This window comes from Nitrospirillum guaranorum, from assembly GCF_034653275.1.
Classification (GTDB): domain Bacteria; phylum Pseudomonadota; class Alphaproteobacteria; order Azospirillales; family Azospirillaceae; genus Nitrospirillum.
This window is the reverse complement of sequence record NZ_JAYEES010000003.1, coordinates 200904-219540: the sequence shown is the minus strand read 5'-3', so window position 1 is coordinate 219540 and position 18637 is coordinate 200904. Positions and strand designations below refer to the sequence as shown.

The following is an 18637-nucleotide window of genomic DNA, read 5'->3' as shown; positions in this document are numbered from 1 at the left end:
TGCCGCCCCTCGGGCGGCGGTCTTAATCGAACAGGGCGTCGATGTCCGACTGGCTGCTGGGACCGGTGGGCTTGGCGGGCTTGGGCGCCTCGTCACCGGCGGCGTTGAACAGGGCGTCGATGTTGTCCTGGCTGACGTCCGTCAGGGCCGGGCCGTTCAGCAGGTGGGCGTCCGGGCGGGTGTCGCCGGGCTTGGTCGACATCATCGGGTCGCCGTTGCCCTCCACCCCCCAGATGCCGATCATCGCCGCCACGCGATGCTCGATATAGCGCAACGTGTTCACCACCTTGGTGGTGCGCTGGCCGGTGATGTCCTGGAAGCTGCAGGCCAGCAGGATGGACATGACGTGGTTTTCGATATCGGTGGCGATCTCGATCACGTCGATGTGGCCGGTGCGGGCCAGACGTTCGGTGGTGGCCTGGATGGCCTCCGCGGCGGACAGGATATCGCTGGTCGCCCGTTCCGTGGCGGTGACGATGGCGTCCAGTTCCGAGGTGGCGGCCAGGATGCGGCTGTTGGCCGAATCCTTGGGCACCATCTGGGCGATTTCCTGCTTGGTCTGCTCGATGTGCGAGGACAGCTGCCGCAGTTCCTGCCGCATCATGTGCATGTGCGGATGCTGGCCGGCGATGGCGATGCTGCCTTCGCTCAGCTGATGGCTCATGGACTGCAGCTTGCCGACCTCGGCCCGTAGGATGCCCAGCAAATCCCCGCCGGTGGACGCGCCCACGTTCCGCATGTGGGCGTCGCGCTTTTCCAGAAAGGCGCGGGTCCGCGGATCGTTCAGCAACTCGGCCTCAATAGCCGTGTAATCGGCGGCCGTGAGGGCCGCCGTTTCAACCACACCCGTCTTCTGGCCCATGCGGGTTACTCCAGCGTGCCGAGGACGCTCTCGATCTTCTTTTTCAGCGTTTCGGCGTTGAACGGCTTCACGATGTAGTTGTTGACGCCGGCTTCCTTGGCGGCAACGACGTTCTCGGTCTTCGATTCGGCGGTCACCATGATGAAGGGCGTGCTCTTCAGGCGGACGTCCGCGCGCACTTCCTTCAGCAGCTGCAGGCCGGTCATGGGCTCCATGTTCCAGTCGGAAATGACCAGGCCGACGTTGGAGCCGCGCAGCTTGCCCAGGGCCTCGGCGCCGTCGGCGGCCTCTTCGATCTGGGTGAAGCCGATCTGGGTCAGCAGGTTGCGCACGATGCGGCGCATGGTGGCGTAGTCGTCAACAACGAGGACGGGGGTGGCAGAGGCCTTGGCCATAGGAACATGTCTCCGGAGGGTACTTGGCGATGCGGTGGGCGAACCCACCAGGGTGTTTACACGAGCGTGATATCCCGCGGGACCCTAGCACGAGTCTGGGTTCTCGCCCATCACCCACCCGTATGGGGAGCGTCGAAAGAAGAAGTGCCGCCATCGGCGGACAGGAGAGCGGCGGGTGGAATACAGACTGTTGCGTAATGCGTTGCACAAATAAAAGACCCTATCCCAAGGGTGCGATGCGGTAAGCAATGTAGGGCCTTGGAGAAGGCCTATGCAAAAAGGCTTATGACGGCCACGGCTCTGATTTTTCCGCATAATAGATTGAATTCATTGAGATTTGGTGACGGAACGGTGGCGACCTCGTTCCGCTGGCACGATGGGTGCTTATAACGAGGCATGAACCAACCGGGCCGCTGAAGCCGCCCACCGAACCGATAGGACCCACGCCATGATCCGCTTCGCCGCCGCCGCCCTGATCGCCGCCGCTTCCCTGGCCGCCGCCCCCGCCTTCGCCGCCGCCGGCGCGTCGGGCACCATCCAGCTGAACAGCTCCGTCGCCCAGACCTGCACCGTGGCCGTCACCGATGCCGGCGCCACCCTGAACATCCTGTCGGGCTCCAGCAACGTCGCCGTCGGCAGCGTGGTCGAGAACTGCAACGATGGCGCCGGCTACACCATCACCGTCGCCTCTTCCAATAACGGCACGCTGAAGTCCTCGGCCACCGGCGCCCAGGCCATCAGCTACACCACCAGCTACGACGGCACCAACGGCTCGGGCAGCAGCTTCGCGGTCACCCGCTCCAGCGCCCAGTTCAACAAGACCTCCAACGTCTCCGTCACGGTCCCGGCCAACGCCCAGGCGATCGCCGGCAGCTACGCCGACACCCTGACCATCACCATCGCCGGCAAGTAAGCCGCGACGGTCACCTCAGGTTCGGGAGAGGGCGCCCCACGCCGGGGCGCCCTTTCGCGTGCCCGCCATCTGGCGAACCGCAAATCCTAATGCATTGATTCGCTTGCGTTCCTAACCTTTCGCATGGTGCGCAACGCAACGGCCCGGACGGCATGCGCGGGACGGGAGTGTCGCCATAAATCTGATAAATTAACGATATCAATGTATTAACCAGTTCATGCCAACCCGGCCCCGGTTCTGGCACCACGATTGCTTTTACATCTTCCATCAAAGCAATCGGGCAACAAGCCCAGCCGAACCGATAGGACCCTCATCATGATCCGCTCCGCCGCCGCCCTGATCGCCGTCGCCGCCATCTCCCTGGGCACCCCCGCCTTCGCCGCCACGGCCGCCGCCTCCGGCACCATCCAGCTGAACAGCACCGTCGCCCAGACCTGCACCGTCGCCGTCACCGACGCCGGCACCCAGCTGAACATCCTCGCCGGCTCCAGCGCCGTCACCGTCGGCAGCGTCGTCGAGACCTGCAACGACGGCGCCGGCTACCAGATCAGCGTCTCCTCCGCCAACGGCGGCACCCTGAAGTCCTCCGCCACCGGCGCCCAGCCCATCAGCTACACCCCCATCTACGACGGCCAGTCCAGCGGCAGCAGCGTCAACGTCGTCCGCTCCTCCGCCCAGTTCAACAAGACCGCCACCGTCGCCGTCACCGTCCCCGCCAACGCCCAGGCCATCGCCGGCAGCTACACCGACACCCTCACCATCACCATCCAGGGCCGCTGACCCCGCCCCCGACCACCCCACCGGTCCGGCTGACACAACGGCCCCGCCTGGAACACCCGGGCGGGGCCGTCGCCGTTTCGCGGCGGCCTAAATCCTTGATCTTCTGAGCGGGGTGTTTTCGCCGGGGCCACTCGGTTAATCTGTGGCTCACGCCGCCGGGGCAGGCGGCACCTGTACCGTTGTTATTAGGGGCAAGGGCGTGACTGTGAACGAACGCGGCGCGCGCCCGGTGCGCAATGCGCCGGCCGCCAGGCCCGGGTCTGGCAATCGCGGGTCCGGCAATCGGGGGCCCGCCAAGGGGGGCGTCACCTCCCGCTTCATCGGCACGACGCTGGCGGGTGTGCTGGCCACCGTCGCCCTGCTGTGGTTCGTCGTCTCCGCCGGCGGCAATTGGCACTTCTACTACAATCCCGAGGGCCTGCTGATCGTGCTGGGCGGCGTCGTCTGCGTCGCCTTGCTGGCCTTCCGTGGCGATGAAATCCGCGCAGCCCTGGGCGCCCTGGTCGGCATCGTGCGCGACCGCGACAGCATCCGCGCCGACGTCGCCGAACTGATGGAGGTCGCCCGCCACCTGCATGAGAAGCGCATCCAGGCGGCGGATGAACGGGCCCAGCGCGTGGCCCACCCCTTCCTGCGGCTGGGCCTGCAGATGGTGGTGGACGCCCAGCCGCTGGAAGACCTGCTGCAGGTCATGAACTGGCGCATCCAGAAGCAGATGGAGCTGGAGGCCGGGCAGTCGCGATTCTTCCGCACCCTGGCCACCTTCTCCCCCGCCTTCGGCCTGCTGGGCACGCTGGCCGGCATGGTCGGCATGCTGAAGCACCTGGGCGAGGGCGACATCGGCCTCATCGGCGGCAGCATGGCGGTGGCGATGTTGGCCACCCTCTACGGTCTGGTGCTGGCCAACCTGGTATTCAAGCCCATCGCCATCAAGCTGGAACAGCGTACCGGCCGCCGGGTCGCCCTGATGAACGTGCTGCTGGAGGGCGTGGTGCTGACCCATCTCGGCCGCTCCCCCACCATCATCCAGGACAGCCTGGACCATTACCTGCGCGACGCGCGGGAGGAGGACTGGGGTGGCGCCTAGTGACCAGTCCGGCGGCGGGGCCGGCGGTGGCGGCGATCCGCCCCCGCCCCCGCCGCCCAAGCCCCGGCATACCGCCCGCGTCTACGCCTCCGGCCTTCCCGTTCCGCCGCCGGTGATGCCGGGCGCCACGCCGCCCGCGCCGCCGCCGGTCCAGGCCAAGGCCCCCGGCCGGCCGGGTGGCCATGCGCGTGGTCCCGCCCGTGGCGGACGCCCGACCCAGCACCGCACCGTCCCCGGCCGCATGCCGGGCGAGCCGGCGGAGGAGTCCGAGGAATGGGTCATCAGTTACATGGACATGGTCACGCTGCTGATGATCGTGTTCCTGGGCATGGTGGCCATCCTGGGCATCAACGGCCGGCTGAAGCTGAAGTCCGACAACACCCAGCCGGGCGCCGGCCGCGTGGCCGTCTCGGCCAACCCGGTGGGCGCCCCCGCCCGCGACATGGCGAAGAATCCCACGGCCGCCTCCATGTCCAGCCCCACCTTGCCGCCGGCGCCCCCCTATCCGCCGCAGCGGCCGCCCGCCGACGCCCTTCCAGAGGCCGGTCCGGCGGAAGAGCCGACGGAGGAGGCCAAGCGCCTGGCCCAGGACCTGGAGGCGCAGGATCTGCCGCCCGACGTGCAGGTCACGCCCCGGGGCAAGGGCTTGTCCATCGAGATCAAGGACCGGGTGCTGTTCGCCTCCGGCCGCGCCGACTTGGGGGATGAGGGTCAGCAGATCCTGTCGCGCCTGGTGCCGGTGCTACAGTCGCTGAAGGGCATGGTGACGGTGGAGGGCCACACCGACAGCAACGCCATCAGCACCGCCCGCTTCCCCAGCAACTGGGAACTGTCGGCCGCCCGTGCCGCCGCCGTCGTGCGCATGCTGATCAGCGATGGCGTGCCGGCCAACCGCCTGCGGGCGGTGGGCTATGCCGACACCCGGCCGCATGTGTCGCCAACGGGGGCCAATGCCGACCCCACCGCGCCGGACCATGACCGCGCCGCCGACCGGCGCGTCACCTTGATCGTCGAAACGCCTTAGCGGGCGCTTTAGCCGGCGCGGGCCGAGGGGGAGGGGGCACATCGCGCCATTCCCCCGGCGCCAGGTTCTCCAGCGTCCAGTTGCCCACGGCCCAGCGCACAAGGCGCAGGGTGGGGAAGCCGACGGCCGCCGTCATGCGACGGACCTGGCGATTGCGCCCCTCGCGCAGGGTCAGTTCGATCCAGCTGGTGGGGATGGCGGCGCGGTAGCGGATGGGTGGATCGCGGGGCCATAGGGCCGCCGGCTCGTCCATCACGCGCGCGCCCGCCGGCAGGGTGGGACCGTCCTTCAGCGTGACACCCCGGCGCAGGGCCGCCAGCGCCGCCTCGTCCGGCACGCCCTCGACCTGCGCCCAATAGGTCTTGGCCAGCTTGTGCTTGGGGTCGGCGACGCGGTGGATGAAGGGGCCGTCGTCGCTCAGGACCAGCAGGCCCTCGCTGTCCCGGTCCAGCCGTCCCGCCGGGTAGACGCCCGGCACGTCGACGTAATCCTTCACCGTCGCCCGGCCGCCGTCATCGCTGAACTGCGACAGCACGTCGTAGGGCTTGTTGAACAGGATCAGCCGGGGCATCTCAGGCCCGCAGGGGCCCGGCGGGCGTCAAGGCGGGAGCGGCCAAGGCGTGCACCAGGATGGCGGCGGTGGCGGAGACGTTCAGCGATTGCACCTGGCCGCTGCCGCGCAGGGTGACCAGCTGGTTGCAGGCCTGCAGCGTGGTGGCGGGCAGGCCGATCTCCTCATTGCCCAGGATCAGGGCGGCGGGCTTGGCGGGCCCCGCCCCATTTGGGGCGGCCGACAGCACGGCGGCCGGGTCGGGATGGTCGCCCAGAGCGGTGCCCACGATGCGGTAGTGGGCGCGCAAATGGCGCAGGCTTTGGGCGAAGCGCGGCAACTGGTAGAGCGTCACATACTCGAACCCGCCCTCGGCCACGCGGTAGGCCGCTTCGGACGGCAGGGCCTGTTCGGCATGGTCGGACAGCACCAGGCGGTTGATGCCGAAGAAGGCGCAGGTGCGGACGATGGCGCCCAGGTTGTGCGGGTTGCCCACGCCGTCCAGGATCATCAGCGGCTCGCCCGCCGCCGCCCATCGCGCCGCCTCGTCGATGTCCAGGGGCAGGACGGGGCGGGGGGCGGCCACGGCCACCACGCCGCCATGCAGGGGCGTGCCCGCCACCTTCTCCATCTCGTCGGCCGGCAGCAGGCGGTAGACCTTGCGCGCCTGGGCCAGGCCGGCGCAGTAGGCGCCCACCTTCTCCTTCATGCGATCGTCGAAGAACAGCCGCTCCACCCGGTCGGGGTCGCGGGCGAACAGGGCGGTCACGGCCGGCAGGCCCAGGATGCGGAAGGCCTTGCGCCGGATGCTCTCCCCCGCCGCGCCCTCGGTGGCGATGGGCTTGCTGGGGGCGGCCTTGGACGGCCCTTTGGCGCTGCGGGGGTCCGGCATCCCTGGTCCTCGATCGCGAATGGCTGTGATGGGGCCGCATGAAGCGCCGGGGACCCTCATCGGGTCAACCCGTTTTGTGTCAGCCCTGGTGCTGGGCCTGAAGGCGGCCCAGGCGCACGCCCATGCGGTCCAGCACCTGGGGAAAGGCGTCGCCCGACAGATAGGCCTGCTCCACCTGCCGGCTGGCCACCACCGGGTCCAGCCCGGCCAGGACCTCATCCGGCAGGGCCGGGTGCACCATGATCAGCACGCGGTCGCGCGCGGGCGCCAGGAACTTGGCCATCAGCGCCGGGAAGTCGCGGCCGGGGCCGAAGTCGTAGACGCCGCGAAAGCCCCGGTTGGTGGGGATGCCGCGCCGGGCGGCGGCGGCGGCCAGGCCCCGCGCCAGGCTGGCGATGATCAGGGCCTTCACGCTGTCCACCCCACGCGCCAGCACGGTGGCCATCGGCTCGGCGCAGTCGCGAATGTAGACGCTGCCCCGGGAGTAGCGGCGGGCCACGGCGTCCAGCACCAGGCCGCGCACGCCGGGCAGAAGATGCACATGCTGGTGCCCATCGACATGGGACGGGGGCCGGCCGGTGTGGGCCTCGAACAGATCCAGCTGGCGCTCGATCTCGGCCTTCAGGTCGGCCTGCACGGCGGCGCTCCTCAGCTGGCCGGTCAGGGACCGGATCATCAGGTCGCCCACGGTGCCGAAGCGGCCGCCGGGTGCCAGGGTAGGGCAGGGGCCGGCGGGTTCCTGGTCCGTCAGGGTCAGGTGCAGGCCGATGTCCGCCCGGTCCGCCACCTCCGCCAGCCAAGGCGCATGCTGTGGCCAAAAGGGCGTGGCGGTCATGCAGCTGGTGCCCGACAGGCGCCCCTGGCGGATCAGGGCCAGGATGCCCCGCGAGACTCCCGGGGACAAGCCGTAGTCGTCGGCGTTCAGGATGACGGTCGCGGTCATGGCGTGCGTCCCTCGGCCAGCAGCGTGGGGATTTCCGGATTGACGTCCGCGCCGCTGGGCAGGGGGGCGGTCTGGTCGGCGATCCAGGCCAGGATGTCCTGCCACACGATCTGGGCGTGCAGGTCGCGCAGCATCATATGCCAGGCCGTGGGGTAGAAGGCGATGCGCGGGCCGCCCTGGCTGGCGTCCGGCAGGCGGGCCAGGGCCTTGCACATCGGCTCGCGCGGGATCAGCTCCTCATGCTGGCCGTACATCACCAGGGACGTCACCTTGAAGCGGGGGGCCGCGTCCATGGCGGCGTCCATCAGGTCGGTCAGGCCCTCCAGCGCGTCCACGCGCGTCGCCTTCACCACCAGGGGATCGCGGCCCAGCGCGATCATCATGGGGATGTTGTCCGACGCCTGCACGTGGATCAGGCCGCGCGGCGGCGTCAGGCTCAGCCAGGGGACGGTCCAGTTGGCGATAGCCAGGGCCCAGCGCTGGTAAAAGGGCATGGTGCCCCGCGACCACACGGCCGGCGCGGTCAGGATGACGCCCTTGAAGCCCGCCGGCAGGGCGTGCCCCGCGAGGCCTGTCATCAGCACGGCCCCGCCCATGCTTTCCCCCGTCAGGAACAGCGGCGTGTCGGGATAGCGGTCGTGCAGGGCGGCGGCGGCGTCCCACATGTCGCGCACCATGACGTCGCCGCCGGCCCAGACGCCGGGGCGCGGGTTGCGGCCGAAGCCGCGCTGGTCATAGGCGTAAGTCGCAACGCCATGCTGCGCCCACCAGCGGCCGGGCGCGTCATAAGAGTTGGCGTAGTCGTTGAAGCCGTGCAGCGCCAGGATGACGGCGCGGGGCGGACCCTCCGGGGGCAACCAGGACTGCGTGGGCAGGATCGCGCCGTCGCGCGCGGTGATCCCCGCCGCCGTCAGCTGCGGGGTGACCACCACCGGTGGCCCGGCCAGCCGTGCGGTGGGGGCGCAGGCCGTGACGGACAGGCCAAGTGCCACCGCCGCCAGCCAGCGGGGGCGCCAGCGCGGTGCGGTGGGGGAAAGGACGTTGTCGTCAGCCCGCGCCATTACCGGTGGCGGGCGCGCGGGTCAGCTGCAGGAAGATGTCCTCCAGGTCCGATTCCTTGGTGCTGAGGTCCACGATGGTCAGGCCGGCGGCGGCGATGGCGTTCAGCACCTCCCCCACCTTCACGCGGCTGGGCGGGTACTGCACCGTCAGCTGGCGGCCCTTCAGCGTCACCTCGAAACCCGCCAGGGTGGCGGGCACCTCGGTCAGGTCCTGGTCCACCACCGCCACCAGGTCCTTGCGGTCCAGGGTGCGCAGCAGGCGGTCGGTGCTGTCGCACGCCACCACCTGGCCGTGGTTGACGATGGCGATGCTGTCGCACAGCTCCTGCGCCTCTTCCAGGTAGTGGGTGGTCAACACCACGGTGGTGCCGGCGCGGTTCAGCTCGCGCACATGGGCCCACAGCGACTGGCGCAGTTCCACGTCCACACCGGCCGTGGGCTCGTCCAGCACCAGCACCGGCGGGGTGTGCACCATGGCCTTGGCCACCATCAGGCGGCGGCGCATGCCGCCCGACAGGGTGCGGGCATAGGCGTTGGCCTTGTCCTTCAGGCCCACCGCCTCCAGCAGGCGGTCGGTCTGCCGCTCGCGCTTGGGCACGCCGTACAGGCCGGCCTGCAGGTCCAGCAGCTCACGCGGGGTGAAGAAGGGGTCCATGTTCAGTTCTTGGGGCACCACGCCGATGGCGGCGCGGGCGGCCCGCGGGTCCTGGTCGATGTCGATGCCCCAAATCTTGGCCGTGCCGCCGCTCTTGGTCACCAGGCCCGCCAGGATGTTGATCATGGTGGATTTGCCGGCGCCGTTGGGACCCAGCAGGCCATAGACCGAGCCGCGGGGAATGGCCAGGTCGATGCCCTTCAGCGCCAGCTTGGCCGGCGCCTTGCCGGAGGCCTTATAGGTCTTGGTGAGGCCGCGCAGCTCGATCGCCAGCTCGGGCGGGCTGCCGGTGGGGGCGGACGGGATGGGGGCGGGATGGGCGTCGGGCGCGCGCGTGTCGGGCATGGGGTCGAAACGGTCCATGATGACGGGGCCGGGAAACAGGCGGGCCCGAATAAGGGGAAGGCCCGGGAACGCCGGGGCCAAAAAGGCGTACACCCCCGCCTTGACCACGGTCAACCACGGCCGTCACACCCCCCACCAAGGAGGTCCGCCCCCGGGGAGTCAGGCGGGGACTGGGCGGGAACTGGGCGCGGCGCCTCACGCTTGATCCGGCGGCGCGCTTGGCTATGATCCGGGCGTCGGCGGGACGGTCGTCCCGCCCTGGACCTTTATTATGGAGCGCCCGAGGCCATGCAGCCGATTGAGACGATCTATGTCGACACCCCGTCCGTCGGGTGCGATGGCGGGGGCGGCGCCCTGGGCCATCCGCTGGTCTATCTGACCATGGAAAAGGACGGCAAGATCGACTGCCCCTACTGCGGCCGCCATTTCGTCCTGTCCGAGGCGGGCAAGGCCCACGCCGGCCACGGCCACTAAGCACGCCGGCCACGGCCACTAAGACGGCGGTCCCGGCCGGAATTTTCAGCGGCGGCCGGGCCGGTGGGCCCGGCATGTCATGCGCCGGGGAGCGGATGTCCGGCACCCCGGCGCGGGGACCTATTCTTCCGCACTGATAGCGGACCGCGACTCGCCGGGTTATACCAGGGCCAGTAGGTTCGCCGGCTCCGCACCTCAATGCTTGGGGCCTGAACCATTCCTTGTCATGGCAAGCGATGGCCCCCGTCCCACCCTCGTCCAATGCCGCGCCGCCTACCGGCACCCCAGCCCGGCTGCCGCTGGCCAAGCTGCCCTTCGTTGGGCTGCGCCGCGACGGCGCCCTGGGCTATTGGGTCATGCCGACGGACAGCGAGGTTGCCGTCGGCCCCGCCGCCGTGGGCCTGGGTCGCACCTATGCCGCCTGGTTCCTGCTGTATGCCGAGATCAACGGCCGCGACGCGGCGCGCACGCTGCTGGATACGATCGAGCGCGAAATGCCCTCGCGCTATCCCGCCGTCGACCGCGCCTTCCTGAGGGAGATCGCGGGCCGGGGATTCGCACAAAGCGCTGCGTGAGGTAGCGCCATAATCTCACGCCCAGGTTGCTTTCGGCCTAGTCGACCAGTATCGTTAGCCATGATAACCATTTATGAACGGCCGGCCTGATATGCTCGGCGGATTGGCTTGGCGGCATCATCGGCAATTTGTGGAAAATTGTCGGCAATGCTAGGCTCTATGGGAACGCCGAAAGGATCGCCGCGGTCGTGCTTGAGGAATTCAGCATCAGCCTGTTCGTGATCGCGCTGCTGGGCGCGGTCGGCATGGTGGCCATGGTGCTGTTCCGCCAGACCCTGCTCTACGCCACCCGTAACGCGGTGGCGGAACTGGAGGGCAAGGTGGCCAGGACCCGCACCGCCTTGGATGAGGCGGTGAAGGCGCATGACCAGAACCTGGCCCGCGGCCGCGACCTGGCGGAAGAGCGGCGCATGATCCAGAACCAGTTGGCGGAGGCGCAGCGCCGGCTGATCGCCGCCCAGGCCGACAATTTCGAGCTGATCCATGAGGTGGGTGAGCCGGGGACCGGCCGCCGCCTGTACACCGGCAGCCTGGCCCTGGGCCCGACGCTCACCATCAATCAGACGGCCACCACCCACAGCCATCTGCGCGGCTGTCCCCATGTGGTGGAGGTGTGGGCCGAGAACCAGGCGGAGGCCATGCGCCTGGCCCGCCAGGCTTTTCCCGAGTTGGCGGGCTTCATCCTGTCCAGCATGCTGCCGGTGCCGGATGGCGCCGTCCAGCAGGCGGTGGCGTCCTGATGTCGGCGGCCCTTCTCGCCAATATCGGCCTCATCATCCTGTTGCTCTATTCGCTGATCCAGTTCGCGCTGACCGCGCGCAACATTGAGGATGACCGCCGCGTGCGGGAACGCCGCCTGGGCCGGCTGGAGGAGGAACTGGGCCACGCCACCGCCGCCGCCAACGATGCCAAGGCCACGGCCGAGGGCAGTGCGCGCGAGGTCGCCGGTCTGGAGGAGGCGGTCGCCACCCTGCGCGCCACCCGGGCCGAGGCGGATGCCAAGCTGCGGGAATTGCAGTCCGCCCCCCGCCGCCGCCTGATCGTGCCGGACAAGACGGTGTTGGTGCACGGCCGGCTGTGGGAGGTGACGGTTGTTCCGGCGGCAAACAGCGTCGCCGCCAACACCGACGGCGCGGACCCCGCCGGCCTGATCGAGGGGGCCCAGGTGGGGGCCCAGGTCTACCTGTTCGGCGCCACCACCGACCGTGACGCCCGCTTCCGTGCCGAGCAGCGCTTCCCCACCAGCCTGGGCTATCGTGTCCAGAAGGTGGAGCGTTTCAAGCGGGGCTAAATCCCATGTCCGTGCCGTCCGACCCATCGTCGCCGGGCGATGAAGCCGACTTCGTCATTCCCGCCACCGTGCCGCCCTTCTTCGGCCGGCCGGGCATGGAACGCGCCCTGCTGCTGGCGCGCGGCGTGCGCCGCATGCTGGTCCACCATGGCATGCGTTCGATGCTGGAGGTGCCGCTGGCCAACAACCGCCGCGCCGACATCCTGGCCCTGGCCGGTGACGGCACCGTCACCATCATCGAGATCAAGAGCTCCGTCGCCGATTTCCGCGCCGACCACAAATGGGGCGATTACCTGGAGTTCTGCGACCGGTTCTACTTCGCCGTGGGCGAGGACTTCCCCCAGGAACTGATCCCCGAGGAATGCGGGCTGATCGTGGCCGATGGCTACGGCGCCGAAATCCTGCGCCAGGGTCCCGAGGTCAAGCTGAACGCCACCCGGCGCAAGACCCTGCTGCTGCGCGTCGCCATGCAGGCCTTCCAGCGCCTGCACCAGGTGGAAGACCCGAGGCCGACGGCGTTGTGAGGCCAAGAAAAAAGCCGGCCAGGTCGCCCCGGCCGGCTTTCCCAAATCAACGCTTCGACCCTCAGCCCCGGTTCATGCGGCTGTCCACCAGGTCGGTGACCACGGTGGGGTCGGCCAGGGTGGAGGTGTCGCCCAGCGCCTCATGCTCGTTGGCGGCGATCTTGCGCAGGATGCGGCGCATGATCTTGCCGGAGCGGGTCTTGGGCAGGCCCGGCGCCCACTGGATCAGGTCGGGCGTCGCGATGGGCCCGATCTCCTTGCGCACCCAGGCCACCAGTTCCTTGCGCAACTCCTCCGACGGGTTTTCCCCGGCGTTCAGGGTGACGTAGGCGTAGATGCCCTGGCCCTTGATGTCGTGCGGGTAGCCCACCACGGCGGCCTCGGCCACCTTGGGATGGGCGACCAGGGCGCTTTCCACCTCGGCCGTGCCCAGGCGGTGGCCGGAGACGTTGATGACATCGTCCACGCGGCCGGTGATCCAGTAATAGCCGTCCTCGTCCCGGCGGCAGCCGTCGCCGGTGAAGTACTTGCCCTGGAAGGTGGAGAAGTAGGTCTGCTTGAAGCGCTCGTGGTCGCCGAACACGGTGCGCATCTGGCCCGGCCAACTGTCGGCGATGCAGAGGTTGCCCTCGGTGGCGCCTTCCAGCACGTGGCCCTCGTTGTCGACGATGACCGGCTTCACCCCGAAGAAGGGCAGGGTGGCGGAGCCGGGCTTCAGGTCGGTGGCGCCGGGCAGGGGGGTGATCAGGATGCCGCCCGTCTCCGTCTGCCACCAGGTATCCACCACCGGGCAGCGGTCGTCGCCCACGACGGAGTGGTACCACAGCCAGGCTTCGGGATTGATGGGCTCACCCACCGAGCCCAGCAGGCGCAGGCTCTTGCGGCTATGGCGCTTCACCGGCCCCTCGCCCTCGCGCATCAGGGCGCGGATGGCGGTGGGGGCGGTGTAGAAGATGTTGACCTTGTGCTTGTCGATGACCTGCCAGAACCGGCCGCTGTCCGGGTAATTGGGCACGCCCTCGAACATCAGGGTGACGGCGCCATTGGCCAAGGGGCCGTACAGGATGTAGCTGTGCCCCGTGACCCAGCCCACGTCCGCCGTGCACCAGTAGACGTCGCCCTCGTGGTAATCGAAGACGTACTGGTGCGTCATGCTGGCATAGACGAGGTAGCCGCCGGTGGTGTGCAGCACGCCCTTGGGCTTGCCGGTGGAGCCGGAGGTGTACAGGATGAACAGCGGGTCTTCCGCGCTCATCGGCTCCGGCGGGCAGTCGGGCGAGGCGGCGGCCACGGCCTCGTGGTACCAGATGTCCCGGCCCTCGACCCAGTTCACCGCGCCGCCGGTGCGGCGCACGACGATGACGGTGTCCACGCCGGGGCAGGCCTTCAGCGCCTGGTCGGCGTTGACCTTCAGGCCGACCTTGCGGCCGCCGCGTAGGCCCTCGTCCGCGGTGATGACCACGGTGCTGCCGCAGTCCTGCACCCGGTCCTTCAGGCTGTCGGGGGAGAAGCCGCCGAACACCACGGAATGGACGGCGCCGATGCGGGCGCAGGCCAGCATGGCGTAGGCCGCCTCCGGGATCATGGGCAGGTAGATGGTGACCCGGTCACCCTTCTTCACGCCGCGCGCCTTCAGCACGTTGGCCAGGCGGGTGACGTTGTCGTACAGCTCGGAATAGGTGATGTGCTTGTGTTCGGACGGGCTGTCGCCCTCCCACAGGATGGCGGTCTGGTCGGCGCGCGCGGGCAGGTGGCGGTCCACGCAGTTGGCGCAGGCGTTCAGCACCCCGTCCTCGTACCAGCGGATGGACACGTCACCGGTGAAGCTGGTGTTCTTCACCTTGGTGTAGGGCTTGATCCAATCCAGCCGGCGGCCATGCTCGCCCCAGAACCCGTCCGGATCGCTGATCGAACGGTCGTACATCTGCTGGTATTTCGTCGCGTCGACCCAGGCGTCTGCCGCCACCGCGTCGGGAACGGGGAACAGGGTGTTGTTGCTCATGGGACCTTGGTTTCCTTCCCTGATGTGTTGTCGCCGGCCGGGGCCTGCCGAGGCCGCCACCCGTGTCCGGCCTGGCCCCTCCGCACCCGGGGGGCTCTGGCCGGCCCTATCCGTCGGGCCTGGCGCGGCGATCGCCATCGCTTGCCGGGCCGAGTATCCCTCTTGCCCCCGCATTCCACAAGCACGGGGCCGTTGCGGCCACCGGTAAATTCGCGGCAATTCACGGGTTTGCCGACTTTTCCAGGGCCGAAGATCATGAAAAACCAGGGCGGGACGGCCGGTCCATGACATGGATCACCCCGCCAACCATTCAGGGTGATGCGAAAGGATGGTTTTTCCGCGTCCTTTCCCCTTCGGCGCCGCTCCCGCCCGTGTTCATCTTGTGTTATTGATAATGCCGCTATTGTCATTAGGGGCGGGCCATTATTCCGGCCCCAGGCTTTGCGCGGATAGGGATGCCCATGACCACGGGTGTTGGGGACAACGGTGCGGGACATGACACGACGGATCTGATCGGCCGGCTGAGCCAGATCAGCAGCCGCACCAGCCTTATGGCCATCGACAGCGTGCTGCGCGCCCTGTCCCATCCGGCGGTGAACCGCACCACCGCGGGCCTGGCCACGGTGGAGGGGGGCTCGTCCTCGGCGGCCGTCGCCAATGACGCCGCCGACGCGCTGTCCGCCCCCACTGTCGCAGACGTGGCGCGTGAGGTGGGTGTGATCGCCCGCCGCATGGTCACCACCACCGAAGATTTCGCAGCTACCATGAAGACCCGGTCGGCCTGATCGGCCCGGCGCGCCGTCAGCCGGTGATCAGTGGGGCCTGGTGCAGCCAAGTGTCGCCGCGCACCTGCTCCAGAACGAAGCGCGCGACGTCCGCCCGCGCTATGGTTCCGCCGTGGACACCGGTCAGGTCGGTCAGCGCGCGGACGGTACCCCCACCCGGCTTGTTGTTAAGAATGGACGGGCGGACGAGAACCCAGTCCAGCCCGCTTTCCCTGACGATGGCCTCCTGCCGGTTCTTGTCGGCGTAGACCTTGCGCAGCAGCAGCGGGAAAATCAGCCTGTCGAAAAGGAAACCGCCGTGCCCGGCGCTGTCGCCGGCGCCCATTCCCGTGATGCAGACCAGGCGCCGCACCCCCTCCGCCTTCATCGCGGCCACCAGCGCCCGGGTCGCCGTGGATAGGGTGGTCACCTCCCGGAACGGGCTGGCCGGCGTGCCCAGGGCGCTGATGACGGCGTCCCGCCCCTTGAGGGCCTGGCGCAGTACGGCGTCGTCCCGGGCGTCCCCGATGACGATCATGGCCCCCTCAAGCCCGCGCGCCTTTTCCGCGGAACGCGCCAGCACGGTGACGTCATACCCTTGCGCGACCGCCTGGCGGACGATCAGGCGGCCGGTGGGGCCGGTGGCACCCAGGACCAGGACCTTGGGCTGGGTGGTGTGCGCTACGAATTCTTGCATGATGGCTGCCTCGGCAAGGGAGAGGCCGGCAGGGCCCGGCGTCCTCTCGTTTCGTTTCATGGGGTGTCATAGGGTGTTATGGGGTGATCAGAGCCGGCCTTCCGCCAGCAGCTCGCGGGTCCGCTTCAGCGTCGACAGCAGGGCGGCCTTGTAGCCCCGGTCGCTGTCGAACTGCGTCTGCTCGGCCTGTTCCTCGGGCCCGTTGGGTTCCTTGCCGCGCAGGCCGATGTAGCAATAGAAGCGAAGCTGAAGCGTGCCGTCGGCGTCCTCGAACACCTCGTTGACGATGGCGCCCTCGCGCGGGCCGGTGGCCTGGAAGAAGGTCATCTTGGTCTCAGGCTCGAAGGTGATGATCTCGCGCAGGTCGGCACCGCCGATCGTGGCCTCCCGCACGATGTGTGTGGCGCTCTCCTCCACCACGTCACAGCGGGTGCACAGGTTGGGCGGCAGGAACAGGCGGGCGTCGCGGGCCTTCAGCACCAGGCCCTTCCAGACCTGGGCGCGGGTCAGCGGGGCCTCGCCCTGCGGGTTCACGGGAACGGTGGCGCTCGAATAGATCATGATGGCGCTCCTTTGATCGGGGGGATTTGCCCGGGCGTCCGGCCGGGGCCGTGCCTGGCGTCCGAAGACACCCCCAATTTAATGATCCACAGATGGGCCGATAGACGGTAGATTTGGACATACTGTCTCTATGGTGGAACAGATGGATCTGCTCGCCCTCGCCGATTTCAATCTTGTCGCCCGGCATGGCGGGTTCGGGCGGGCGGCCCGCGCCTCGGGCCGGCCCAAGGCGACCCTGTCCCGCCGGGTGGCCGAGCTGGAGGCCGCCCTGGATCTCCGCTTGTTCGAGCGGGGGGGCCGGGTTTTGAAACTGACGGAGGAGGGGCGGGCCCTGTTCGAACGGACGGGCGCGCTGCTGACCGAACTGGATGAGACGGCGGCGGCGATCGCCTCGGGCGGGGATCGACCGCGGGGGCGCCTGCGGATCAGCGCGCCCCTGCTGTTCTCGCAGACGGCCATGGGCAAGATCGCTGCTGGCTTCGCGCTGAAATACCCGGACGTCCGGCTGGAGGTGACGACGGAGGACCGGCCCGTCGACATGGTGGAGGAAGGCTACGACCTGGTGATCCGGGTGAACCCCGATCCGGACGAAAGCCTGGTGGGGCGCAGCTTCCTGCGCGACCGCCTGGTCGTCGTCGCCGGCCCGCACTTCCCCCGGCCGGTGGACGGCCGCCCGGTTCCGGTCGTGGTGCGGGGCCCGGGGGGCGGGCCGCCGGGCTGGGACGTCGTGGGGCCGACGGGACGGGTGCGCATGGCGGTGGACCCGGTGCTGCGCCTGTCATCGCTGGTGATGGTCCGCGACGCCGTCCGGGCGGGCGTCGGCGCCGCGCGCCTGCCCATCTCATTGGTAAGCCACGACCTGGCCGCCGGCACGCTGGCGCATTGGGGGGACGTGGATGGGCCGGAGATCGCCCTGTGGGCGCTTTATCCCTCGCGACGGCTGCTCAGCGCCCGCGTCTCCGCCTTCCTGGATTACTTGAAGGAGGCTTTCCCCGCCGGCACGCCGGAGGAACTGGCGGCTTATATCGGGGGCGCCTGATCAATCACCAGATGTACGGCGCCGTCCTCGACCCGCACCCGCACCGGCGTCAGGCTGCGGCCGGCGCAGGGGCCGTGGATACACAGGCCATCCTCCACCCGGAACAGGGCGCCGTGGGTGGCGCAGTGCAGGTGACGGCCGTCGGCGCTCATGAACTGGTCGGGCGTCCAGTCCAGGGTGGTGCCGACATGGGGACAGCGGTTGTGATAGGCGAAGGCCCGGTCACCCCGCCGGGCCACCAGGATTTCCTCGCGCGCGCTGCCGCTGCCCCAGGTGATCCCCTTGGCCTGGCCGTCCGCGATGTCGGCCAGGCGGCATAGGGGGCTCGGCCAAGGGGGCGTAGGAGTCGCCTCAGGCATCGACGCCCATGCGCTGGCAGGCGCCTTTCCACTCCGCGTCAGTGATGGGGCATACGGACAGGCGCGACTGGCGCACCAGCGCCATGGTGGATAGGTTCGGATCGGCCTTGATGTCCTTCAGCGTCAGGGGCGTCTTCACCGGCGTCACCGGCTTCAGATCCACCATGACGAAGCGGCCGCTTTCATCCGAGGGGTCGGGATAGGCCTCGCGCACCACCTCGGCGATGCCCACGATCTCCAGCCCCTCGTTGGAATGATAGAAGAAGGCGCGGTCGCCCACCTTCATGGCCTTCAGGTTGTTGGCGGCCTGGTAGTTGCGCACGCCGTCCCAATGGGTGCGGCCGTCCGCCACGAACTTGTCCCAGGAATACTTGAAGGGTTCCGACTTCACCAGCCAGTAGGACATGTTTTCTTGTTCCCTCAAACGCCGGGCGCGGCCGTCCGGCCGCTTGGTTATCCTCGATTTCCAGTCCGCTGCGCTCCCCGGAAATCTCCGGCGGACGCGCTCGCGTCCTAGGGAAATTGGGGGGAACTGCTGGGGCGCTGTTGCCTCAAGCCTTCGGATAAACGACGCGGAAGGGCTGGATCGTTACGGATGCGAAAAGGCCGACTTCGGCATAGGGATCGGCGGCGGCGAAGGCCTGGGCGGCGGCCTCGTCGGGGAAATCCACCACCAGCAGGCTGCCCACGGGCTTGCCCTCGGCGTCCAGCAGGGGGCCGGCCACGACGATGTGGGCCACCTGGGTGTCCAGGTACTCCAGGTGCCGCGGGCGGGTGGCCAGGCGCAGGTCCAGGTGGCCGGGCTTGTCGGTGCAGGTGATGGCGAAGTGCATGGGGAACGGCT

At 69.0% G+C, this 18637-nt stretch carries 24 protein-coding genes; 11 read left to right on the top strand and 13 right to left on the bottom strand.

Features of this window, described 5'->3' with window-relative positions:
* Positions 1 to 22: 22 nt before the first annotated feature.
* Both UAJ10_RS09785 and UAJ10_RS09780 read right to left on the bottom strand, forming a co-directional pair.
* Positions 23 to 862 carry a protein phosphatase CheZ gene (locus UAJ10_RS09785; protein ID WP_322915195.1) on the bottom strand — a complete coding sequence of 280 codons (840 nt, stop codon included), beginning with the start codon at positions 860 to 862 and terminating at the stop codon, positions 23 to 25.
* Between the two features lie 5 nt (positions 863 to 867).
* Complete coding sequence (locus UAJ10_RS09780; protein WP_004272313.1) at positions 868 to 1257, bottom strand: response regulator; 390 nt, start codon at positions 1255 to 1257, stop codon at positions 868 to 870.
* A gap of 448 nt (positions 1258 to 1705) precedes the next feature.
* Between UAJ10_RS09780 and UAJ10_RS09775 the strand changes: the two genes are divergently transcribed.
* The 4 genes from UAJ10_RS09775 (at position 1706) to UAJ10_RS09760 (ending at position 5061) form a co-directional block, all read left to right on the top strand.
* Positions 1706 to 2170, top strand: coding sequence for a spore coat protein U domain-containing protein (locus UAJ10_RS09775; RefSeq protein WP_322915194.1), 465 nt, complete (start codon positions 1706 to 1708; stop codon positions 2168 to 2170).
* A 315-nt stretch (positions 2171 to 2485) separates the two neighbouring features.
* The gene (locus UAJ10_RS09770; protein ID WP_322915193.1) at positions 2486 to 2950 is read left to right on the top strand and encodes a spore coat protein U domain-containing protein; all 465 of its coding nucleotides are present in this window, start codon (positions 2486 to 2488) and stop codon (positions 2948 to 2950) included.
* Between the two features lie 199 nt (positions 2951 to 3149).
* The gene (locus UAJ10_RS09765; RefSeq protein WP_322915192.1) at positions 3150 to 4037 is read left to right on the top strand and encodes a motility protein A; all 888 of its coding nucleotides are present in this window, start codon (positions 3150 to 3152) and stop codon (positions 4035 to 4037) included.
* Positions 4027 to 5061 (top strand): OmpA/MotB family protein, encoded by a 1035-nt coding sequence (locus UAJ10_RS09760; RefSeq protein ID WP_322915191.1) that lies wholly within the window; start codon positions 4027 to 4029, stop codon positions 5059 to 5061. The genes UAJ10_RS09765 and UAJ10_RS09760 overlap by 11 nt, the downstream gene beginning before the upstream one ends.
* Here the strand turns inward: UAJ10_RS09760 and UAJ10_RS09755 are convergent.
* From UAJ10_RS09755 to UAJ10_RS09735, 5 genes are all read right to left on the bottom strand, one after another.
* Positions 5036 to 5632 (bottom strand): rRNA large subunit pseudouridine synthase E, encoded by a 597-nt coding sequence (locus tag UAJ10_RS09755; protein WP_322915190.1) that lies wholly within the window; start codon positions 5630 to 5632, stop codon positions 5036 to 5038. The genes UAJ10_RS09760 and UAJ10_RS09755 overlap by 26 nt on opposite strands.
* Before the next feature lies 1 nt (position 5633).
* Positions 5634 to 6503: a TrmH family RNA methyltransferase gene (locus UAJ10_RS09750; protein WP_322915189.1), complete on the bottom strand. Its 870-nt coding sequence runs from the start codon at positions 6501 to 6503 to the stop codon at positions 5634 to 5636.
* Positions 6504 to 6582: 79 nt separating this feature from the next.
* A complete protein-coding gene (locus UAJ10_RS09745) occupies positions 6583 to 7446 on the bottom strand; it encodes a ChbG/HpnK family deacetylase (RefSeq protein ID WP_322915188.1) in 864 nt (287 codons plus the stop codon).
* Positions 7443 to 8507 carry an alpha/beta hydrolase gene (locus UAJ10_RS09740; RefSeq protein ID WP_322915187.1) on the bottom strand — a complete coding sequence of 355 codons (1065 nt, stop codon included), beginning with the start codon at positions 8505 to 8507 and terminating at the stop codon, positions 7443 to 7445. Before UAJ10_RS09740 ends, UAJ10_RS09745 begins: the two co-directional genes overlap by 4 nt.
* Positions 8494 to 9507, bottom strand: a complete 1014-nt coding sequence (locus UAJ10_RS09735; RefSeq protein ID WP_322915186.1) for an ABC transporter ATP-binding protein — start codon at positions 9505 to 9507, stop codon at positions 8494 to 8496. Before UAJ10_RS09735 ends, UAJ10_RS09740 begins: the two co-directional genes overlap by 14 nt.
* Before the next feature lie 288 nt (positions 9508 to 9795).
* Here UAJ10_RS09735 and UAJ10_RS09730 point away from each other — a divergent pair, with 288 nt between their 5' ends.
* The 5 genes from UAJ10_RS09730 to UAJ10_RS09710 all read left to right on the top strand — a co-directional run bounded on the left by UAJ10_RS09730 (position 9796) and on the right by UAJ10_RS09710 (position 12371).
* Positions 9796 to 9981, top strand: a complete 186-nt coding sequence (locus tag UAJ10_RS09730) for a zinc-finger domain-containing protein (protein ID WP_322915185.1) — start codon at positions 9796 to 9798, stop codon at positions 9979 to 9981.
* A gap of 221 nt (positions 9982 to 10202) precedes the next feature.
* Positions 10203 to 10556 (top strand): hypothetical protein, encoded by a 354-nt coding sequence (locus tag UAJ10_RS09725; RefSeq protein ID WP_322915184.1) that lies wholly within the window; start codon positions 10203 to 10205, stop codon positions 10554 to 10556.
* A 188-nt stretch (positions 10557 to 10744) separates the two neighbouring features.
* Positions 10745 to 11296 carry a hypothetical protein gene (locus tag UAJ10_RS09720; RefSeq protein ID WP_322915183.1) on the top strand — a complete coding sequence of 184 codons (552 nt, stop codon included), beginning with the start codon at positions 10745 to 10747 and terminating at the stop codon, positions 11294 to 11296.
* A complete protein-coding gene (locus UAJ10_RS09715) occupies positions 11296 to 11847 on the top strand; it encodes a hypothetical protein (protein WP_322915182.1) in 552 nt (183 codons plus the stop codon). Before UAJ10_RS09720 ends, UAJ10_RS09715 begins: the two co-directional genes overlap by 1 nt.
* A 5-nt stretch (positions 11848 to 11852) precedes the next feature.
* Positions 11853 to 12371 carry an MmcB family DNA repair protein gene (locus UAJ10_RS09710; protein ID WP_322915181.1) on the top strand — a complete coding sequence of 173 codons (519 nt, stop codon included), beginning with the start codon at positions 11853 to 11855 and terminating at the stop codon, positions 12369 to 12371.
* Between the two features lie 61 nt (positions 12372 to 12432).
* Here the strand turns inward: UAJ10_RS09710 and acs are convergent, their stop codons facing one another.
* The gene (acs, locus tag UAJ10_RS09705) at positions 12433 to 14373 is read right to left on the bottom strand and encodes an acetate--CoA ligase (protein ID WP_322915180.1); all 1941 of its coding nucleotides are present in this window, start codon (positions 14371 to 14373) and stop codon (positions 12433 to 12435) included.
* Between the two features lie 461 nt (positions 14374 to 14834).
* Here acs and UAJ10_RS09700 point away from each other — a divergent pair, with 461 nt between their 5' ends.
* Positions 14835 to 15158 (top strand): hypothetical protein, encoded by a 324-nt coding sequence (locus UAJ10_RS09700; protein WP_322915179.1) that lies wholly within the window; start codon positions 14835 to 14837, stop codon positions 15156 to 15158.
* Positions 15159 to 15174: 16 nt separating this feature from the next.
* Here UAJ10_RS09700 and UAJ10_RS09695 read toward each other — a convergent pair whose 3' ends face one another.
* Entirely contained in the window at positions 15175 to 15834 is a 660-nt protein-coding gene (locus UAJ10_RS09695; RefSeq protein WP_322915178.1) for an NAD(P)-dependent oxidoreductase, read from the bottom strand.
* Between the two features lie 87 nt (positions 15835 to 15921).
* Entirely contained in the window at positions 15922 to 16395 is a 474-nt protein-coding gene (locus UAJ10_RS09690) for an SRPBCC family protein (RefSeq protein WP_322915177.1), read from the bottom strand.
* 142 nt (positions 16396 to 16537) lie between these two features.
* On the opposite strand from UAJ10_RS09690, the gene UAJ10_RS09685 reads away from it, so the two are divergent.
* The gene (locus UAJ10_RS09685) at positions 16538 to 17434 is read left to right on the top strand and encodes a LysR family transcriptional regulator (protein ID WP_322915176.1); all 897 of its coding nucleotides are present in this window, start codon (positions 16538 to 16540) and stop codon (positions 17432 to 17434) included.
* Here UAJ10_RS09685 and UAJ10_RS09680 read toward each other — a convergent pair.
* From UAJ10_RS09680 to UAJ10_RS09670, 3 genes are all read right to left on the bottom strand, one after another.
* Positions 17416 to 17793: a Rieske (2Fe-2S) protein gene (locus UAJ10_RS09680; protein WP_322915175.1), complete on the bottom strand. Its 378-nt coding sequence runs from the start codon at positions 17791 to 17793 to the stop codon at positions 17416 to 17418. The two genes, UAJ10_RS09685 and UAJ10_RS09680, sit on opposite strands and share 19 nt — an antisense overlap.
* The gene (locus UAJ10_RS09675) at positions 17786 to 18199 is read right to left on the bottom strand and encodes an EVE domain-containing protein (RefSeq protein WP_322915174.1); all 414 of its coding nucleotides are present in this window, start codon (positions 18197 to 18199) and stop codon (positions 17786 to 17788) included. Before UAJ10_RS09675 ends, UAJ10_RS09680 begins: the two co-directional genes overlap by 8 nt.
* Positions 18200 to 18344: 145 nt before the next feature.
* Positions 18345 to 18626 carry a YciI family protein gene (locus tag UAJ10_RS09670; RefSeq protein ID WP_322915173.1) on the bottom strand — a complete coding sequence of 94 codons (282 nt, stop codon included), beginning with the start codon at positions 18624 to 18626 and terminating at the stop codon, positions 18345 to 18347.
* Positions 18627 to 18637: the final 11 nt, after the last annotated feature.

Excerpts from the sequence above, each read along its gene's own strand:
- acs (WP_322915180.1), bottom strand. The coding sequence starts at position 14,373 with ATGAGCAACAACACCCTGTTCCCCGTTCCCGACGCGGTGGCGGCAGAC.
- UAJ10_RS09730 (WP_322915185.1), top strand. The coding sequence starts at position 9,796 with ATGCAGCCGATTGAGACGATCTATGTCGACACCCCGTCCGTCGGGTGC.
- UAJ10_RS09700 (WP_322915179.1), top strand. The coding sequence starts at position 14,835 with ATGACCACGGGTGTTGGGGACAACGGTGCGGGACATGACACGACGGAT.
- UAJ10_RS09780 (WP_004272313.1), bottom strand. The coding sequence starts at position 1,257 with ATGGCCAAGGCCTCTGCCACCCCCGTCCTCGTTGTTGACGACTACGCC.
- UAJ10_RS09750 (WP_322915189.1), bottom strand. The coding sequence starts at position 6,503 with ATGCCGGACCCCCGCAGCGCCAAAGGGCCGTCCAAGGCCGCCCCCAGC.
- UAJ10_RS09715 (WP_322915182.1), top strand. The coding sequence starts at position 11,296 with ATGTCGGCGGCCCTTCTCGCCAATATCGGCCTCATCATCCTGTTGCTC.
- UAJ10_RS09735 (WP_322915186.1), bottom strand. The coding sequence starts at position 9,507 with ATGCCCGACACGCGCGCGCCCGACGCCCATCCCGCCCCCATCCCGTCC.
- UAJ10_RS09675 (WP_322915174.1), bottom strand. The coding sequence starts at position 18,199 with ATGTCCTACTGGCTGGTGAAGTCGGAACCCTTCAAGTATTCCTGGGAC.
- UAJ10_RS09745 (WP_322915188.1), bottom strand. The coding sequence starts at position 7,446 with ATGACCGCGACCGTCATCCTGAACGCCGACGACTACGGCTTGTCCCCG.
- UAJ10_RS09670 (WP_322915173.1), bottom strand. The coding sequence starts at position 18,626 with ATGCACTTCGCCATCACCTGCACCGACAAGCCCGGCCACCTGGACCTG.
- UAJ10_RS09755 (WP_322915190.1), bottom strand. The coding sequence starts at position 5,632 with ATGCCCCGGCTGATCCTGTTCAACAAGCCCTACGACGTGCTGTCGCAG.
- UAJ10_RS09785 (WP_322915195.1), bottom strand. The coding sequence starts at position 862 with ATGGGCCAGAAGACGGGTGTGGTTGAAACGGCGGCCCTCACGGCCGCC.
- UAJ10_RS09770 (WP_322915193.1), top strand. The coding sequence starts at position 2,486 with ATGATCCGCTCCGCCGCCGCCCTGATCGCCGTCGCCGCCATCTCCCTG.
- UAJ10_RS09695 (WP_322915178.1), bottom strand. The coding sequence starts at position 15,834 with ATGCAAGAATTCGTAGCGCACACCACCCAGCCCAAGGTCCTGGTCCTG.
- UAJ10_RS09685 (WP_322915176.1), top strand. The coding sequence starts at position 16,538 with ATGGATCTGCTCGCCCTCGCCGATTTCAATCTTGTCGCCCGGCATGGC.
- UAJ10_RS09710 (WP_322915181.1), top strand. The coding sequence starts at position 11,853 with ATGTCCGTGCCGTCCGACCCATCGTCGCCGGGCGATGAAGCCGACTTC.
- UAJ10_RS09740 (WP_322915187.1), bottom strand. The coding sequence starts at position 8,507 with ATGGCGCGGGCTGACGACAACGTCCTTTCCCCCACCGCACCGCGCTGG.
- UAJ10_RS09775 (WP_322915194.1), top strand. The coding sequence starts at position 1,706 with ATGATCCGCTTCGCCGCCGCCGCCCTGATCGCCGCCGCTTCCCTGGCC.
- UAJ10_RS09680 (WP_322915175.1), bottom strand. The coding sequence starts at position 17,793 with ATGCCTGAGGCGACTCCTACGCCCCCTTGGCCGAGCCCCCTATGCCGC.
- UAJ10_RS09690 (WP_322915177.1), bottom strand. The coding sequence starts at position 16,395 with ATGATCTATTCGAGCGCCACCGTTCCCGTGAACCCGCAGGGCGAGGCC.